15 protein-coding genes and 2 tRNA genes are annotated in these 16,861 nt (G+C 54.4%); 14 read left to right on the top strand and 3 right to left on the bottom strand.

Features of this window, described 5'->3' with window-relative positions; translation table 11 throughout:
- Window positions 1-81 precede the first annotated feature (81 nt).
- Window positions 82-1,041 (bottom strand): archaetidylserine decarboxylase, encoded by a 960-nt coding sequence (gene asd, locus A936_RS00775; RefSeq protein WP_008453626.1) that lies wholly within the window; start codon window positions 1,039-1,041, stop codon window positions 82-84.
- A 77-nt stretch (window positions 1,042-1,118) separates the two neighbouring features.
- On the bottom strand, window positions 1,119-2,174 hold the full coding sequence (gene rsgA / locus A936_RS00770) for a small ribosomal subunit biogenesis GTPase RsgA (RefSeq protein WP_008453624.1): 1,056 nt from the start codon (window positions 2,172-2,174) through the stop codon (window positions 1,119-1,121).
- 113 nt (window positions 2,175-2,287) lie between these two features.
- On the opposite strand from rsgA, the gene orn reads away from it, so the two are divergent.
- From orn to A936_RS00755, 3 genes are all read left to right on the top strand, one after another.
- Window positions 2,288-2,833 (top strand): oligoribonuclease, encoded by a 546-nt coding sequence (gene orn / locus A936_RS00765; protein WP_008453623.1) that lies wholly within the window; start codon window positions 2,288-2,290, stop codon window positions 2,831-2,833.
- Window positions 2,834-3,019: 186 nt separating this feature from the next.
- Window positions 3,020-3,095 (top strand) — tRNA-Gly (locus tag A936_RS00760).
- Window positions 3,096-3,132: 37 nt separating this feature from the next.
- A tRNA-Gly gene (locus A936_RS00755) sits at window positions 3,133-3,208 on the top strand.
- Window positions 3,209-3,480: 272 nt separating this feature from the next.
- Here A936_RS00755 and queG read toward each other — a convergent pair.
- Complete coding sequence (queG, locus tag A936_RS00750; RefSeq protein WP_008453621.1) at window positions 3,481-4,620, bottom strand: tRNA epoxyqueuosine(34) reductase QueG; 1,140 nt, start codon at window positions 4,618-4,620, stop codon at window positions 3,481-3,483.
- Here queG and nnr point away from each other — a divergent pair.
- The 11 genes from nnr to A936_RS00695 all read left to right on the top strand — a co-directional run bounded on the left by nnr (window position 4,619) and on the right by A936_RS00695 (window position 16,663).
- The gene (gene nnr, locus A936_RS00745) at window positions 4,619-6,121 is read left to right on the top strand and encodes a bifunctional ADP-dependent NAD(P)H-hydrate dehydratase/NAD(P)H-hydrate epimerase (RefSeq protein ID WP_008453619.1); all 1,503 of its coding nucleotides are present in this window, start codon (window positions 4,619-4,621) and stop codon (window positions 6,119-6,121) included. The two genes, queG and nnr, sit on opposite strands and share 2 nt — an antisense overlap.
- A gap of 4 nt (window positions 6,122-6,125) precedes the next feature.
- Window positions 6,126-6,587 carry a tRNA (adenosine(37)-N6)-threonylcarbamoyltransferase complex ATPase subunit type 1 TsaE gene (gene tsaE / locus A936_RS00740; protein ID WP_008453617.1) on the top strand — a complete coding sequence of 154 codons (462 nt, stop codon included), beginning with the start codon at window positions 6,126-6,128 and terminating at the stop codon, window positions 6,585-6,587.
- A gap of 13 nt (window positions 6,588-6,600) precedes the next feature.
- Entirely contained in the window at window positions 6,601-7,932 is a 1,332-nt protein-coding gene (amiB, locus tag A936_RS00735; RefSeq protein WP_008453615.1) for an N-acetylmuramoyl-L-alanine amidase AmiB, read from the top strand.
- Between the two features lie 9 nt (window positions 7,933-7,941).
- Window positions 7,942-9,819: a DNA mismatch repair endonuclease MutL gene (gene mutL / locus A936_RS00730; protein WP_008453612.1), complete on the top strand. Its 1,878-nt coding sequence runs from the start codon at window positions 7,942-7,944 to the stop codon at window positions 9,817-9,819.
- Window positions 9,812-10,756, top strand: a complete 945-nt coding sequence (gene miaA / locus A936_RS00725) for a tRNA (adenosine(37)-N6)-dimethylallyltransferase MiaA (RefSeq protein ID WP_008453610.1) — start codon at window positions 9,812-9,814, stop codon at window positions 10,754-10,756. The genes mutL and miaA overlap by 8 nt, the downstream gene beginning before the upstream one ends.
- 101 nt (window positions 10,757-10,857) lie before the next feature.
- Window positions 10,858-11,169, top strand: coding sequence for an RNA chaperone Hfq (gene hfq, locus A936_RS00720; RefSeq protein ID WP_008453608.1), 312 nt, complete (start codon window positions 10,858-10,860; stop codon window positions 11,167-11,169).
- A 75-nt stretch (window positions 11,170-11,244) separates the two neighbouring features.
- Complete coding sequence (gene hflX, locus A936_RS00715) at window positions 11,245-12,525, top strand: ribosome rescue GTPase HflX (RefSeq protein WP_008453606.1); 1,281 nt, start codon at window positions 11,245-11,247, stop codon at window positions 12,523-12,525.
- A gap of 210 nt (window positions 12,526-12,735) precedes the next feature.
- Window positions 12,736-13,995 (top strand): FtsH protease activity modulator HflK, encoded by a 1,260-nt coding sequence (hflK, locus tag A936_RS00710; RefSeq protein WP_008453604.1) that lies wholly within the window; start codon window positions 12,736-12,738, stop codon window positions 13,993-13,995.
- Between the two features lie 2 nt (window positions 13,996-13,997).
- Window positions 13,998-15,002: a protease modulator HflC gene (gene hflC / locus A936_RS00705; RefSeq protein ID WP_008453602.1), complete on the top strand. Its 1,005-nt coding sequence runs from the start codon at window positions 13,998-14,000 to the stop codon at window positions 15,000-15,002.
- Window positions 15,003-15,064: 62 nt separating this feature from the next.
- Window positions 15,065-15,262: a DUF2065 domain-containing protein gene (locus tag A936_RS00700; protein WP_008453600.1), complete on the top strand. Its 198-nt coding sequence runs from the start codon at window positions 15,065-15,067 to the stop codon at window positions 15,260-15,262.
- A gap of 102 nt (window positions 15,263-15,364) precedes the next feature.
- Entirely contained in the window at window positions 15,365-16,663 is a 1,299-nt protein-coding gene (locus A936_RS00695) for an adenylosuccinate synthase (RefSeq protein WP_008453598.1), read from the top strand.
- Window positions 16,664-16,861: the final 198 nt, after the last annotated feature.

The raw sequence follows: 16,861 nt of genomic DNA, 5'->3' as shown, positions 1-16,861 counted from the left end.
AGAAAATCAATGGGTTGATTTTCGTGGTTAAGTGCTGTGAGCTTGCAGGCTCCGGGGTGACCGGTCGCCTGATTTTAGACGTTATTCTGCGGTTTTTGGCGCTTCGGGTTCGTCTGCTTTGGTGTCCAGCATCTCGGCAGGGATTTCGCTCACCGGAACTTCGGGCTCAATGACGGGTTCGCTTGAGACAGCCAGCACTTCACCGATTTTGGTGACGGACAGATTTTTCAGCTGCTCAGCCAGGTTTACTTTGCCCGGCGCAAAGAGGTTAATCACCGTCGAGCCCAGCTTGAAGCGACCCATTTCCTGGCCCTTAAGCAGTGCAATGGCACCTTCACGTTCGCCTGCAGGCCATGTCCAGCGTTTAATCACGCCTTCACGCGGTGGCGTAATGGTGCCAGCCCAGACGGTTTCAATGCTGCCAACAATGGTAGCACCAACCAGAATTTGCGCCATTGGGCCAAACTCGGTGTCGAACAGGCAGATCACGCGTTCATTACGGGCAAACAGGTTCGGGACGTTTTGCGCCGTCAGGTGATTGACGGAGAAAAGGTCACCCGGAACATAGATCATTTCACGCAGAATGCCGTTACACGGCATGTGCACGCGGTGGTAGTCACGAGGTGAAAGGTAAGTTGTGGCGAAGCTGCCGTTGCGGAACAGGTCAGCCATCAGGTAGTTACCTGCCAGCAGCGCTTCCAGGCTGTAGTTATGGCCTTTTGCCTGCAGGATTTTATCTTCTTCGATGCGGCCCAACTGGCTTATCACACCGTCGGCAGGCATCACCAGCACGTTAGGGTCGGTATTTACCGGGCGTACGTCATCGCGCAGTGGACGCACAAAAAAGTCATTGAAGGTGCGGTAAGCGGCGGTGTCCGGCTTTTGCGCCTCATTCATGTCGACTTTGTAGTATTTGACGAACAGATCGATGACCAGTTTGGTCAGCCAGCCAGCACGTTTGCTTGCGCCCCAGCCCGCCAGGCGAGTCAGCCACAGTTTTGGCAGAATGTACTGCAGCGAAAGTTTAATGTTGTCTAACAAAATAGCCTCCTGGCTAAATGCCCTGCATGTGGGCCGATACAGAAAAGGGGCGATTCTAGCGGCGCCCAGCTTAATTGTCAGTTGTCAGTATCAGAAAAGCTTTTACGCGTTTTTACCTGCGCCATGCTTTCCAGAATGCGGTGGTAGTTTTCGAAACGTGTTTCAGCGATCTGGCCTTGTTCCACGGCTTCTCGCAGGGCACAACCTGGGTCATTGTCGTGGCGGCAGTCGCGGTATTTACAACGGCCTAAGTAATCATGGAATTCGACAAACCCGTGGGTGATTTGTTCAGGCTCGAGGTGCCAGAGGCCAAATTCACGCACGCCGGGGGAGTCAATGACATCGCCGCCGCCCGGGAAGTGATAAAGGCGGGAAGCCGTGGTGGTGTGCTGGCCAAGACCAGAGACGTCGGAAACGTCATTCACCAGAATTTGTTTATCGGTGAAGCCTAACAGGTGATTCAGCAGGCTTGATTTACCCACACCGGACTGGCCCGCAAAGATGCTGATGCGGCCCACGAGCTCGGCTTCAAGCTCTTTAAGCCCTTCTGCTTTATAGCTGGAAACCATCAGCACGCGATAGCCAATTTTGCGGTAGATATCCATCTGCTCGTTAACGAAGGCCCGGCCTTCATCGTCCAGCAGATCGGTTTTGTTCAGCACCAGCAGTGGCTCAACGTCGAGGGTTTCGCAGGCAACGAGATAGCGGTCGATGATATTCAACGACAGCTCCGGCAGAATGGCCGAAACGATGATGATTTGGTCTATGTTGGCCGCAATCGGTTTTACGCCGTCGTAAAAGTCTGGGCGGGTCAGAACGGAGGTACGCTCATGCACGGCCTCCACAATCCCTTTTTTCGAGACGCCTTCGGCGGCCTCTTTCGCCAGGCGCCAGACTACCTTGTCGCCGGTAACCAGCGAACGAATGGTGCGACGAATGTTGCAGCGATGTACCGTGCCTTCGTGCGACTCGACGTCCGCATGCTGGCCAAAGCGGCTGATGACCGTGCCTTCGCGCGGTTCACCAAACTGGGCATCGTCATAGTCGGCTTTCTCCACGGTTTTTGTCAGACGACGCTGGTGGTTCGCGTTGACGCGGCGCTGCTGTCCTTTGGAGAGTTTATTTTTGCTCAAGCGTACTGGCTCCTGGTCGCCCCTGGGGGGCAAAACCTCTATGATACACACTATTTTATACGAATTAACCCATCGTCAAGGGTGGGCGACGCACAAGAAGGGTGGAAAATAACATGAGTGGAAACGAAAACAATCTGATTTGGATTGATTTAGAAATGACCGGTCTGGATCCCGAGCGGGATCGCATTATTGAGATTGCTACCCTGGTGACTGATGCCAACCTGAACATTCTGGCAGAAGGGCCAACCATCGCGGTACATCAGTCTGATGCACAACTGGCGTTAATGGATGACTGGAACGTTCGCACCCATACCGCAAGCGGGCTGGTTGAGCGCGTGAAAGCCAGCTCGCTTGACGACCGTGCTGCGGAGTTGGCGACGCTGGAGTTTCTGAAGCAGTGGGTGCCGGCGAATACATCTCCAATTTGCGGGAACAGCATCGGGCAGGATCGTCGCTTCTTGTTTAAGTATATGCCTGAGCTGGAAGCCTACTTCCATTATCGATACCTCGACGTGAGCACGTTGAAAGAGCTGGCGCGCCGCTGGAAGCCAGAAATTCTGCCCGGCTTTAAAAAACAGGGGACCCACCAGGCGATGGACGATATTCGCGAGTCCGTAGCGGAACTGGCTTACTATCGCGAGAATTTTATTAAGCTTTAAAAACAGTCCCCTTGCCGAAAAGGTGAGGGGAAAACAGCCAAAGCCGACGATAAAATAATCATCATGGCGATTTAACCAGCAGTCAGACGAAAATCGCGAAAAAAAACGTTTGAGGGCTTGCGACAAAAACGAATTCTCGTATAATGCGCCTCCCGTACCGATGCAGAATTTGCAGCGTTACACAGAGCGGGAATAGCTCAGTTGGTAGAGCACGACCTTGCCAAGGTCGGGGTCGCGAGTTCGAGTCTCGTTTCCCGCTCCAAAATTTGATTTGGCTTTTACAGCCATGCACCACCCAAGCGGGAATAGCTCAGTTGGTAGAGCACGACCTTGCCAAGGTCGGGGTCGCGAGTTCGAGTCTCGTTTCCCGCTCCAAATTTTCCTTTCAAGCATAAATTATCCACAGCGTCCAGCAAGCGTCGCGGATGGTATTTTGCTGTCTTGCAATACAACTATGAACAGACTTATCCACAGCCTTCTGTCGTTCCTCGCGTCTTCTACAAATGTAATATTTATTACACCAATATTTTAATGCATTGATAATTAAAGTATTAATTTAGTGTCGAAATATTAATGTAATGCTTGCAGAAATTTTGACACTTGAATGACAACGTGTTTTTGAATGTTATGCACACGCTGTGGACATATCACGCGTCGCGCGGAAGCCCTTTCTCAATCACCCTCACCAGACGCTGTTTCTTCGGTAACTGAACCTCAACGGCCTGCTCGCTTCGTCTGGCTAATTGTTGCGCAATCGCCCATTCAATGTGCTCATCCAGAAGTGGGTGCTCACCTTGTCTCTGTTCAAGCGCGGCCAGATTCGCCCCATCCCAGGGCGCGTTGCCCAGCGCAACGGCGATATTACGCAGCCAGCGAAGGTGGCCAATGCGACGGATCGCTGAGCCTTCGGTCACGCGCAGGAAGTGCTGCTCACTCCAGGCAAACAGCTCGATCAACGGCGGAGAATGGAGTGCCTTACGAGGGCTGAAGTCATCTTCTTCGCTAAGCTGCGAGTAGCGGTTCCACGGGCAGATTAGCTGGCAGTCATCGCAGCCGTAGATGCGGTTGCCGATAAGCGGCCGGAATTCTTCCGGGATTGCACCTTCAAGTTCTATGGTCAGATAGGAAATACACCGCCTTGCGTCCACCGTGTAGGGCTCGACGATGGCGTTGGTCGGGCAAAGGGTCATGCAGGCTACACAGCGGCCGCAGCCCTCCTCAACGGGGGAATCAATCGGCAGCGGAATGTCGACCAGCAATTCGCCGAGGAAGAAGAACGAACCCGACTCGCGATTAAGGATTAGTGAGTGCTTACCTGTCCAGCCCAGCCCGGCTTTTTCGGCCAGGGGGCGCTCAAGAAGCGGCGCGGAGTCAACAAAAGGTCTAAAATTCAGCGTGGAGCAGTGGGACTGAATCATTTCCCCCAGCTTTTTTAAGCGGTTACGCAAGACTTTATGGTAATCACGGCCCAGCGCGTAGCGGCTGACGTAACCTAGCTGCGGGTTTTTCAGCGTTGAGGCGAAGGCGGCGTTGGTTGGAAGGTAATTCATGCGAACGCTAATGACCCTAAGCGTACCGGGCACCAGTTCGTGTGGGCGTGCGCGCATCATGCCATGCCGGGCCATCCAGTCCATTTCACCGTGATATTGCTTGTCGAGCCATTCCTGCAGCTGCGGCTCGCTGGCGGTGAGATCGGTATCGGTAATACCGACCTGCTGGAAGCCAAGATCTTTGCCCCATTGTTTAATGCTTTGCGCTAACTGATTGTAATCGAGGGGCTGTGACATGACGGACCATAACCTGAAAAAGTACGTCAAAAGTATACCACATTCGGTCTGGCCGGCAGACTGGCTGCGTAATGCTGAAAAAGACGCCGCCGATAGCCTGGGCATTACGCTTTATGAACTGATGCAGCGTGCCGGTGAAGCGGCATTTCAGATTGCCCGCACGCGTTATCCTGACGCTCGCCACTGGCTGATTGTCTGTGGGCACGGAAATAACGGCGGGGACGGGTATGTCGTTGCCCGGCTGGCGCAGGCGGCTGGTTTTCAGACAACGTTGCTGGCGGTAGAAAGCGATAAGCCCTTGCCCGAAGAAGCCGCTCAGGCGCGTGAAGCGTGGCTTAATGCGGGCGGCGTTCCGCACGATCCCGATAAAATCTGGCCCGCAGGCGTTGATTTGATTGTTGATGCCTTGCTGGGCATTGGCTTAAGTAGCGCGCCGCGTGAAGGTATTGCTCAACTGATTGAGCATATAAACGATCACCCTGCACCGGTTGTTGCGTTGGATATTCCTTCTGGTCTGCTGGCAGAAACGGGCGCTGTGCCCGGCACGGTGGTTCAGGCGGCGGATACGGTGACGTTTATCGCACTCAAACCAGGTTTACTCACAGGGAAGGCGCGAGATGTGGTTGGTAGATTGCACTATGCCGCTCTGGGGCTTGAACCCTGGCTCGAAAGGCAGATCGCGCCCATTTCCCGGTTTGATGTTCAGCAGCTTGCCGGGTGGATTAAACCGAGGCGGCCGACTTCGCATAAAGGGGATAACGGGCGGCTGGTACTGATTGGTGGCGACAGCGGCACTGCCGGAGCCATTCGTATGGCCGGCGAAGCTTCGCTTCGTGCAGGCGCGGGTCTTGTTCGGGTACTTACTCGTGCTGAAAACGTTGCGCCACTGCTTACCGCTTGCCCTGAGTTAATGGTTCATGAGCTGACGCCACAATCGCTTGATGAGGCTCTGGAATGGGCGGATGTGGTGGCCATTGGGCCAGGGCTTGGGCAGCAGGAATGGGGCAAGAAAGCGCTGCAGAAAGTCGAAAACAGCCGTAAACCGATGCTTTGGGATGCGGACGCGCTTAACCTTCTGGCAATCAACCCGGATAAACGTCAGAATCGCGTGATTACGCCTCATCCCGGCGAAGCAGCAAGGCTGCTAAATTGCGCTGTGTCACAAATTGAGAGTGACCGCTTACTTGCAGTAAGGCGTTTGGTCAAACGTTATGGCGGAACCGTGGTCTTAAAAGGTGCCGGCACGCTGGTTGCCAGCCACGATCGGCTGGGCGTTATCGACGTTGGCAATGCCGGGATGGGAAGCGGTGGAATGGGGGATGTGCTGTCGGGGATCATTGCCGCATTGCTGGCACAGAAGCTTACCCCTTATGATGCTGCCTGTGCAGGCTGCGTGGCCCACGGCGCGGCGGCTGATGTTTTAGCTCGCCAGCGCGGCATGCTGGCAAGCGACCTGCTTTCAACGCTTTATCTGTTTGTTAACCCGGATTTGAATACCTGAAGCCATGATGAATCGAGTTATTGCATTACCTGAAGAAGCGGCAACGTTAGCGTTGGGTGAACGCCTGGCACAGGCCTGTGAGGGCGCGACGGTGATTTACCTTTATGGTGACCTCGGCGCGGGCAAAACCACCTTTAGCCGTGGTTTTTTACAGGCCCTGGGGCACAAGGGCAACGTTAAAAGCCCAACCTATACATTAGTTGAACCATATCAGCTTGATAACCTGATGGTTTATCACTTTGACTTGTATCGTCTGGCAGACCCCGAAGAGCTTGAGTTTATGGGGATCCGTGACTATTTCACCAACGACGCAATTTGCCTGGTGGAGTGGCCGCAGCAGGGGACAGGTGTGCTCCCGGACCCGGATGTCGAAATTCACCTGAGCTACGAGGCGCAAGGTCGCGAAGCGCGCATTGCCGCCGTTTCCTCATCTGGTGAAGCGTTACTGGCGCGGTTAGCCAAATAGCAAGGATGACGGGATGATCTATCGCGTGAAAGGTTGGTTGATGGCTGGATTCCTGCTGCTGTGCTGTGCACAAGCGGGGGCGGCGGCGCTGTCTGATATTCAGGTTTCCAACGGTGAAAATCAGGCACGTATCACTTTTAGTTTTATGGGCGACCCGGAATACACTTTTTCACAGGATAATAAGCGAAGCGTTGCGCTGGATATCAAACAAACCGGCGTGATTCGCGGACTGCCTTTGCAGTTTAGCGGCAGTAATCTGGTGAAAAGCATTAGCGCCGGACAGCCAAAAGACGATCAATCTTTGCGCCTGGTCGTCGATTTAACCCAGCCTGGTAAAACCCGCGCGGTGAAACAGCAAAACGGTGCCAACTATACCGTTATCTTTACAATCAACGCTGATGCACCTCCACCTCCACCACCGCCGCCGGTTGTGGCTAAGCGCGTTGAACCCGTTGCCCCCGTTCAGGCTCCAGATCCTGCCCGTAATCCCTTTAAGCCTCAGCAGGTCACCGGCGCGATAGGTTCTAATACCGTGACTCGCCCGGCGGCTCGTGCAAAAAACAGCGGCCCGTCGGATACCGTTGTGGTCGCCATTGATGCCGGTCACGGCGGCCAGGATCCCGGTGCGATTGGCCCTGGTGGTACGCAGGAAAAGAACGTCACTATTTCTATCGCGCGGAAGCTGAAAGCCCTGCTGAATGATGACCCGATGTTCCGCGGCGTACTGACTCGCGATGGAGATTACTTTATCTCGGTCATGGGGCGTTCAGACGTAGCGCGTAAGCAGAATGCAAACCTGCTAGTGTCTATTCATGCGGATGCAGCGCCGAATCGCGATGCCACGGGCGCATCCGTCTGGGTGCTTTCTAACCGCCGTGCAAACAGTGAAATGGCGGGCTGGCTGGAGCAGCACGAGAAACAATCTGAGTTGCTGGGCGGCGCGGGAGATGTGCTGGCAAATAGCCAGGCCGATCCCTACCTGAGCCAGGCTGTGCTGGATTTGCAGTTCGGTCATTCTCAGCGCGTCGGGTATGATGTCGCGACCAAAGTGCTGGCTCAGCTGCAGCGCGTAGGCTCTTTGCATAAGCGCCGTCCGGAACACGCGAGCCTGGGCGTGCTGCGTTCACCGGATATTCCTTCTCTGTTGGTTGAAACGGGCTTCATCAGCAACAGTTCCGAAGAGCGCTTGCTTGGCAGCGACTCTTACCAGCAGCAAATAGCTCAGGCCATTTATGAGGGGCTGCGTAACTATTTCCGCGAGCACCCGCTGCAGTCTGCTCCATCGAATGAGCAAACTGCCCGTAGCCAACTGGGTTCGCCGCAGCAGGTCGCGGTGACCAACTAAGGAGATAACATGCCGATTCAGGTTCTGCCGCCGCAGCTTGCGAACCAGATCGCCGCTGGCGAGGTTGTAGAGCGCCCTGCGTCGGTAGTGAAGGAGCTGGTTGAGAACAGCCTTGATGCCGGGGCCACGCGCATAGATATCGACATTGAACGTGGTGGCGCGAAGCTCATTCGTATTCGGGACAACGGCTGCGGTATCAGGCAGGAAGAGCTGGCGCTGGCGCTGGCTCGCCACGCCACCAGTAAAATCGCTTCACTTGACGATCTGGAGGCCATTATCAGCCTCGGGTTTCGCGGCGAAGCGCTGGCAAGTATCAGCTCCGTTTCCCGCCTGACCCTGACATCGCGTACCGCAGAACAAAATGAAGCCTGGCAGGCCTACGCCGAAGGGCGTGACCAGGCTGTGACGGTCAAACCAGCCGCGCACCCCGTTGGAACAACGCTCGAAGTGCTCGATCTGTTTTACAACACGCCTGCGCGCCGTAAGTTCATGCGCACCGAAAAAACCGAATTTAATCATATTGATGAAGTGGTACGCCGCATTGCGCTGGCGCGGTTCGATGTTTCTATCACGCTTAATCACAACGGCAAAATGATCCGCCAGTACCGTGCCGTACAGGAAGGTGCGCCACGCGAGCGTCGCCTGGGGGCCATTTGCGGTACGCCGTTTCTTGAACAGGCGCTGGCCATTGAGTGGCAGCACGGTGATTTGACGCTACGTGGCTGGGTTGCTGAGCCTTCTGCAACCACTTCGGCCCTGGCGGAGATCCAATATTGTTATGTTAACGGGCGCATGATGCGCGACCGCTTAATTAACCATGCGATTCGCCAGGCCTGTGAAGACAAACTGGGCGTGGATCAGCAGCCAGCCTTTGTGCTGTATCTGGAGATCGATCCGCATCAGGTGGACGTTAACGTTCACCCTGCGAAGCATGAGGTGCGTTTCCATCAGTCACGGCTGGTGCATGACTTTATTTATCAGGGCGTGATAAGCGTACTTCAGCAGCAGGGTGAGAACGCCCTGGCGCTGGAAGAAACGGCGGAAACGCCCGTTGAGCGCTGGCAGCCGGAGAACCGTGTTGCCGCCGGGCGCAATCAGTTTGCCACGCCAGCCGTCGCGCGTGAGCCCCGTGAGACTGCGCCTAGGCAGATTTCGTCTACATCTGGCAGCGGTGGTCGTCCAGCCGGGGTCGGAGGTACGCCCCTTTGGCCACATGCAGCGCCTGGCTATCAAAAGCAGCAGGGTGCCCTTTATCATCAGTTGCTTGAGACGCCTGAGGTCGAGCCAAAACCTGTCACTCGTGCTGAAGAGCCGGCTGCGTTAGAGGGCCACTCGCAAAGTTTTGGCCGGGTGTTAACGGTTTTACCGCCGGATAAAGCTTTGCTGGAGCGACAGGGCAAACTTTCGCTGCTTTCGCTGGTGGTGGCCGAACGGTGGCTAAAACAGGCTCAACTGGCACCGGGGAGTGAAGGTCTGCGTGCTCAGCCGCTGCTGATTCCGCTCCGGCTGAAAGTCAGTCGCGAAGAACATGACGTATTGGTTAAATATCAGGCGCTTTTGAAAGAAATGGGCATTGAGTTTGATACCGATGCCCGGCAGATAACAATTCGCACGGTACCTTTACCTTTACGGAAACAAAATTTACAAATCTTGATTCACGAACTGCCAGGATACCTGGCGCAACAGGCGGACGTTTCGGCGGGCCAGCTGGCTTTGTGGATTGCCCGTCATTTGGCAAGCGATCACGAACAGTGGAGTCAGGCTCAGGCGATTACCCTGCTGGCAGACGTTGAACGTCTTTGCCCGCAGTTGGTGAAATCACCCCCCAGCGGTTTACTGCAACCTGTTGATTTACAATCGGCGATGAACGCCCTGAAAGATGACTGAAGATAAAAAAAGGCCACAGGCGATTTTTTTAATGGGGCCAACGGCCTCAGGTAAGACGGCACTTGCTATTAATTTGCGTAAAACTTTGCCGGTAGAGTTGATAAGCGTAGATTCGGCCCTCATCTATCGTGGAATGGATGTCGGTACCGCTAAGCCAACGGAACAAGAGCAAGCCCAGGCGCCTCACCGGTTACTGGACCTGCTTGACCCGGCTCAGGCGTATTCTGCGGCAGATTTTCGCCGCGATGCGCTGGCCGAGATGGCTGAAATTACCGCCGCCGGGCGTATTCCGCTGCTGGTCGGTGGGACTATGCTCTATTTTAAAGCGCTGCTGGAAGGGCTTTCGCCACTGCCGTCGGCGGACCCGGAAGTCAGGGCAAGAATAGAGCAACAGGCGGCAGAGCAAGGATGGAATGCGCTGCATCGTCAACTGGAGGAAATCGATCCGGTTGCCGCTGCCCGGATTCATCCAAATGATCCGCAAAGGCTTTCCCGGGCACTGGAAGTTTTTTTCATTTCGGGTAAAACTTTAACGGAACTGACGCAAACGTCAGGAGAAGCTCTGCCGTATCAGGTGCATCAGTTCGCCATCGCCCCGGCGAGCCGTGAACTGCTCCATCAGCGAATTGAGCAGCGTTTTCATCAGATGTTAGCTTCAGGTTTTGAAGCAGAAGTGCGGGCGCTTTTTGCTCGCGGAGATTTGCATACGGAGATGCCTTCCATCCGTTGTGTGGGCTACCGCCAGATGTGGTCTTATTTGGCCGGTGAAACGTCATACGATGAAATGGTTTATCGAGGTATTTGCGCGACGCGTCAATTGGCTAAGCGCCAGATGACCTGGCTGCGTGGTTGGGAAGGTGTTCACTGGTTAGACAGTGAAAAACCTGAGCAGGCATACAGCGAAGTGCTACAGGTTGTTAGTGCGAAGCATGGGTGAATGTGTACAATTGAATCGTCAGCGTGCGCAAATTTTTACGCAGTTTTTCAGAGCTAATCGCTCTTGAGTGACAAACAACAAACATATAAGGAAAAGATAGAATGGCTAAGGGGCAATCTTTACAAGATCCGTTCTTGAACGCACTGCGTCGTGAACGTGTTCCAGTTTCTATTTATTTGGTGAATGGTATTAAGCTGCAAGGTCAAATTGAGTCTTTCGATCAGTTCGTGATCCTGTTGAAAAACACGGTCAGCCAGATGGTCTATAAGCACGCGATTTCTACCGTTGTTCCGTCTCGTCCGGTTTCTCATCATAGCAATAACACCGGCACCGGCGGTTCTGGCGGCTACCATCACGGCGGCAGCGCGCAGGCTGGTTCTGCGCCGCAACAAGACAGCGAAGAAACCGAATAAGGTTGCTTGCTGTTTTCCCGGTCGGGGGACCAGTTCAACTGCGTTCCCCGCTGGTCTTTTTGAGAGGTTATACGCTTGTTTGACCGTTATGATGCCGGTGAGCAGGCGGTACTGGTTCACATCTATTTTTCGCAAGACAAAGACATGGAAGACCTGGCGGAGTTTGAATCCCTGGTCTCTTCAGCCGGTGTCGAAGCGCTGCAGGTGGTAACCGGTAGCCGCAAGTCCCCGCACCCAAAGTATTTTGTTGGTGAAGGCAAAGCCGTTGAGATTGCCGAGGCCGTTAAGGCTACTGGGGCGTCGGTTGTGCTGTTTGATCATGCGTTATCGCCCGCCCAGGAACGTAATCTGGAAGCCCTGTGCCAGTGTCGTGTTATCGACCGCACCGGGTTAATTTTAGATATTTTTGCCCAACGTGCACGTACCCATGAGGGTAAATTGCAGGTTGAGCTGGCCCAGCTTCGCCATTTGGCTACGCGCCTGGTACGCGGCTGGACTCACCTTGAGCGCCAGAAAGGCGGGATCGGTTTACGTGGTCCAGGGGAAACCCAGCTCGAGACGGACCGTCGTCTGCTGCGCAATCGTATTATGCTGATCCTTTCGCGGTTAGAGCGCGTAGAAAAACAGCGCGAGCAGGGACGGCGTTCACGTAATAAAGCCGATGTGCCGACGATTTCATTGGTGGGTTACACCAACGCCGGTAAATCCACGCTATTTAATAGAATTACCGCGGCCGATGTTTATGCCGCGGATCAGCTATTTGCCACACTCGATCCTACACTGCGCCGTATTGACGTCGCCGATGTGGGCGAAACCGTGCTGGCAGATACTGTCGGTTTTATTCGCCACCTGCCTCACGATCTGGTAGCGGCGTTTAAGGCCACTTTGCAGGAGACACGTCAGGCCACGCTGTTGTTACACGTGATTGACGCGGCCGACTTCCGGATGCAGGAAAACATTGCAGCAGTCGATACCGTACTGGAAGAGATTGAGGCGAATGAAATCCCTACGCTGTTGGTCATGAATAAAATCGATGCGCTGGATGAGTTTGAGCCGCGTATCGACAGGAACGACGAGAATGTGCCGATCCGCGTCTGGCTTTCCGCACAGACCGGTGCCGGTGTCCCACTGCTTTTCCAGGCTCTGACGGAGCGTTTGTCTGGTGAAATTGCGCAGCATACGCTGCGTTTACCCCCTCAGGCAGGGCGTTTGCGGAGCCGTTTTTATCAGCTTCAGGCAATAGAAAAAGAGTGGACAGAGGAAGACGGATGCGTGGGGTTAGAAGTTCGTATGCCTATCGTGGACTGGCGTCGCCTCTGTAAACAAGAACCGGCACTCGCGGATTACATCGTTTAGATGTCATCAGACTGGTTCATATACCCTAAATAATTCGAGTTGCAGGCAGGCGACAAGGCCGAGAGTTCCCAGGAGCATAGCCTAACTATGTGACTGGGGTGAGCGGGCGCAGCCAACGCACCTGCGGCTTGAAGTATGACGGGTATAAATGTCCTGAAGACTATTTCCCCCTCGGGGGATATCACCGCACAACAAATATGGAGCATAAACATGGCGTGGAATCAGCCCGGTAATAACGGACAGGACCGCGACCCGTGGGGAAGCAGCAAGCCTGGCGGCGACTCTGGGGGTAACAAAGGAGGGCGCGATCAGGGGCCACCTGATCTGGATGATATCTTCCGCAAGCTGAGTAAAAAACTCGGCGGCCTTGGCGGCGGGAAAAGCGGTGGCAGCGGCGGTGGTAATGCATCGCAGGGGCCGGGCAATCCTATTGGCGGTCGAGTGGTCGGTATTGTGGCTGCAGCCGCGGTCATTATCTGGGCCGCAACCGGGTTCTATACCATTAAAGAAGCCGAACGCGGTGTTGTGACCCGCTTTGGTAAATTCAGCCATCTCGTTGAGCCGGGTCTGAACTGGAAACCGACGTTTATCGACAGCGTTCAGGCAGTGAACGTTGAGTCGGTACGTGAACTTGCGGCGTCCGGTGTGATGCTGACTTCTGACGAAAACGTCGTGCGCGTTGAGATGAACGTACAGTACCGCGTGACCGATCCACAGCGCTATTTGTTCAGCGTGACCAGTGCGGATGACAGCCTGCGTCAGGCCACCGACAGCGCACTGCGGGGCGTTATCGGTAAATACACCATGGATAAGATCCTCACTGAGGGGCGTACCGTAATTCGTAGCGATACCCAGCGTGAGCTTGAAGAAACCATCAAGCCTTACAACATGGGTATCACGCTGCTGGACGTAAACTTCCAGACGGCACGTCCGCCAGAAGAAGTTAAGGCCGCCTTTGATGATGCGATTGCCGCTCGTGAGAACGAACAGCAGTACATCCGTGAGGCAGAAGCTTACAGCAACGAAGTACAGCCGCGTGCAAACGGCCAGGCTCAGCGTATTCTGGAAGAAGCGCGTGCATATAAAGCACAAACCGTTCTGGAAGCGCAGGGTGAAGTGGCTCGCTTCGCTAAGATGCTGCCAGAATATAAAGCCGCACCGCAGATTACCCGCGAGCGTCTGTATATCGAAACCATGGAAAAAGTCCTTAGCCACACCCGTAAAGTGCTGGTTAACGATAAAGGTGGCAACCTGATGGTGCTGCCGTTGGATCAGATGTTGAAGGGCGGCGCTCAGCAGCCGGCCGCGAAGAGCGATAACAGCGCAGCGAACAATTTGCTGCGTCTGCCGCCAGCGTCCAGCTCAAGCAGCAGTGCCAGTACCTCTTCGTCCTCCTCGAGTGGCGATATCATGGATCAGCGCCGTGCCAACGCACTGCGCAACGATACCCAGCGCGTAGGGAGTGAATAACGATGCGTAAGTCTTTTGTGGCAGTAATTATCATCGTGCTGGTCGTGATCTACACCTCGCTGTTTGTGGTGCATGAGGGCGAGCGCGGCATTACATTACGCTTCGGCAAAGTCCTGCGTGATGATGAAAACAAACCGGTCGTGTATGAGCCAGGTCTGCACTTCAAGATCCCGTTCATTGAAACCGTGAAAACTCTGGATGCGCGTATCCAGACGATGGACAACCAGGCCGATCGCTTTGTAACCAAAGAGAAAAAAGACCTGATCGTTGACTCCTACATCAAGTGGCGCATCAGCGACTTCAGCCGTTACTACCTTGCCACCGGTGGTGGTGATGTTTCTCAGGCAGAAGTCCTGCTGAAGCGTAAGTTCAGTGACCGTCTGCGGTCTGAGATTGGTCGTCTGGATGTGAAAGACATCGTGACCGATTCACGTGGTCGCCTGACGTTGGACGTCCGCGACGCTCTGAACTCCGGTTCTGCGGGCACGGATGATGAAGTCGCAACGCCTGCAGCTGACGATGCGATTGCTTCCGCAGCGGCGCGTATTACTGAAGAGACCAACGGTAAAGTGCCGGTGGTTAACCCGAACAGTATGGCGGCGTTGGGTATTGAAGTTGTGGACGTCCGTATTAAGCAGATTAACCTGCCTGCTGAAGTGTCCGAGGCGATTTACAACCGTATGCGTGCAGAGCGTGAAGCGGTTGCCCGTCGTCACCGTTCACAGGGTCAGGAAGAAGCTGAGAAGCTGCGTGCAACCGCAGACTACGAAGTTACCCGTACGCTGGCAGAAGCCGAGCGTGAAGGGCGTATCTCTCGTGGTGAAGGTGATGCTGAAGCCGCGAAGCTGTTTGCTGATGCGTTTAGCCAGGATCCAGACTTCTACGCCTTTATCCGTAGCCTGCGTGCTTATGAAGCCAGCTTCCAGTCTAATCAGGACATCATGGTACTGAGCCCGGACAGCGACTTCTTCCGTTACATGAAAACGCCAGCCAATAGCTCACGCTAATCGCTGAGTAATGAGAAAGAGCCGGTTTACCGGCTCTTTTTTTATGCCCGCAAAGGATGATTATGAATTCAACAATCTGGCTGGCGCTTGCGCTGGTTTTGGTACTTGAAGGCCTGGGACCGATGCTTTATCCGCGCATTTGGCGGCGAATGATTCTGGCTATGGCGCAATTACCGGACACGCTATTGCGGCGTTTTGGCGGTGGTCTTGTGGTTGCTGGCATTGTTATCTACTACATGTTGAGTCGCGCCAGTAGCTGAGTGAAATTTATCCGGCAGAAACTGATTTTGTATACTAAAAGGGCTGTTCATCTGAGAAACCGATGGTAGAATCCATTTTTAAGCAAACGGTGATTTTGAAAAATGGGTAACAACGTCGTCGTACTGGGCACCCAATGGGGTGACGAAGGTAAAGGAAAGATCGTCGATCTTCTGACTGAACGGGCTAAATATGTTGTGCGCTACCAGGGCGGTCACAACGCAGGTCACACTCTCGTAATCAACGGTGAAAAAACCGTTCTTCATCTTATTCCATCAGGCATTCTTCGCGAAAACGTCACCAGCATCATCGGTAACGGCGTTGTGCTGTCTCCAGCTGCGCTGATGAAAGAGATGAAAGGTCTGGAAGACCGCGGTATTCCAGTACGTGAGCGTCTGCTGCTGTCAGAAGCTTGCCCGCTGATCCTTGACTACCACGTTGCGCTGGACGTTGCGCGTGAAAAAGCTCGCGGCGCGAAAGCTATCGGCACTACCGGTCGCGGCATCGGGCCGGCTTACGAAGACAAAGTGGCCCGTCGTGGCCTGCGCGTTGGCGACCTGTTCGACAAAGCCACCTTTGCAGACAAGCTGAAAGAAGTGATGGAATACCATAACTTCCAGCTGGTGAACTTCTACAAAGTTGAAGCCGTTGACTACCAGAAAGTGCTGGACGATGCGATGGCGGTTGCCGACATTCTGACCAGCATGGTTGTGGATGTCTCTGACCTGCTGGATCAGGCGCGTCAACGCGGCGACTTCATCATGTTCGAAGGTGCTCAGGGTACGCTGCTGGACATCGACCACGGTACCTATCCGTACGTAACCTCCTCTAACACCACCGCAGGTGGCGTTGCGACCGGCTCCGGCATCGGTCCGCGCTATGTGGATTACGTTCTGGGTATTATCAAAGCTTACTCCACTCGCGTGGGTGCTGGTCCGTTCCCAACCGAGCTGTTCGATGACATCGGCGAATTCCTGTGCAAACAGGGTAACGAATTCGGGGCTACTACCGGCCGTCGCCGTCGTACCGGCTGGCTGGATGCGGTTGCCGTGCGTCGCGCCGTGCAGATCAACTCCTTGTCCGGCTTCTGCCTGACCAAGCTTGACGTCCTGGACGGCCTGAAAGAAGTGAAAATCTGCGTAGGCTATCGTATGCCTGATGGTCGTGAAGTGACCACCACGCCAATGGCTGCGGATGACTGGGAAGGTATCGAACCGATTTATGAAGTGATGCCAGGCTGGTCTGAAACCACTTTCGGCGTGAAAGAGCGCAGCGGTCTGCCGCAGGCAGCGCTGAACTACATCAAACGCATTGAAGAAGTCACCGGCGTACCGATTGATATTATTTCAACCGGCCCGGACCGGACTGAAACCATGATTCTGCGCGATCCGTTCGACGCATAATGATGTCACGGGGTGTGGTTTTGTATGAACCGGTCACATGGGTTACAGAACTGACCGGTCACATGGGTTACACCTTTCTCTCAATCTAACCTCAGGATACGGTGATTGATTCTGTCGTAATGCGCCAGTATCAGTTCACCAAATCCTATTTCGTCGCATTGCTCATTCAACGGTTTCATCCAGACCCACTCATTTCGT

It is taken from the genome of Enterobacter sp. Ag1 (assembly GCA_000277545.1).
In the GTDB taxonomy this organism is placed as follows: domain Bacteria; phylum Pseudomonadota; class Gammaproteobacteria; order Enterobacterales; family Enterobacteriaceae; genus Cedecea.
This window is presented reverse-complemented; position numbering and strand designations above follow the sequence as displayed.

Excerpts from the sequence above, each read along its gene's own strand:
- orn (WP_008453623.1), top strand. The coding sequence starts at position 2,288 with ATGAGTGGAAACGAAAACAATCTGATTTGGATTGATTTAGAAATGACC.
- nnr (WP_008453619.1), top strand. The coding sequence starts at position 4,619 with ATGACGGACCATAACCTGAAAAAGTACGTCAAAAGTATACCACATTCG.
- queG (WP_008453621.1), bottom strand. The coding sequence starts at position 4,620 with ATGTCACAGCCCCTCGATTACAATCAGTTAGCGCAAAGCATTAAACAA.
- tsaE (WP_008453617.1), top strand. The coding sequence starts at position 6,126 with ATGATGAATCGAGTTATTGCATTACCTGAAGAAGCGGCAACGTTAGCG.
- amiB (WP_008453615.1), top strand. The coding sequence starts at position 6,601 with ATGATCTATCGCGTGAAAGGTTGGTTGATGGCTGGATTCCTGCTGCTG.
- mutL (WP_008453612.1), top strand. The coding sequence starts at position 7,942 with ATGCCGATTCAGGTTCTGCCGCCGCAGCTTGCGAACCAGATCGCCGCT.
- miaA (WP_008453610.1), top strand. The coding sequence starts at position 9,812 with ATGACTGAAGATAAAAAAAGGCCACAGGCGATTTTTTTAATGGGGCCA.
- hfq (WP_008453608.1), top strand. The coding sequence starts at position 10,858 with ATGGCTAAGGGGCAATCTTTACAAGATCCGTTCTTGAACGCACTGCGT.
- hflK (WP_008453604.1), top strand. The coding sequence starts at position 12,736 with ATGGCGTGGAATCAGCCCGGTAATAACGGACAGGACCGCGACCCGTGG.
- hflC (WP_008453602.1), top strand. The coding sequence starts at position 13,998 with ATGCGTAAGTCTTTTGTGGCAGTAATTATCATCGTGCTGGTCGTGATC.
- A936_RS00700 (WP_008453600.1), top strand. The coding sequence starts at position 15,065 with ATGAATTCAACAATCTGGCTGGCGCTTGCGCTGGTTTTGGTACTTGAA.
- A936_RS00695 (WP_008453598.1), top strand. The coding sequence starts at position 15,365 with ATGGGTAACAACGTCGTCGTACTGGGCACCCAATGGGGTGACGAAGGT.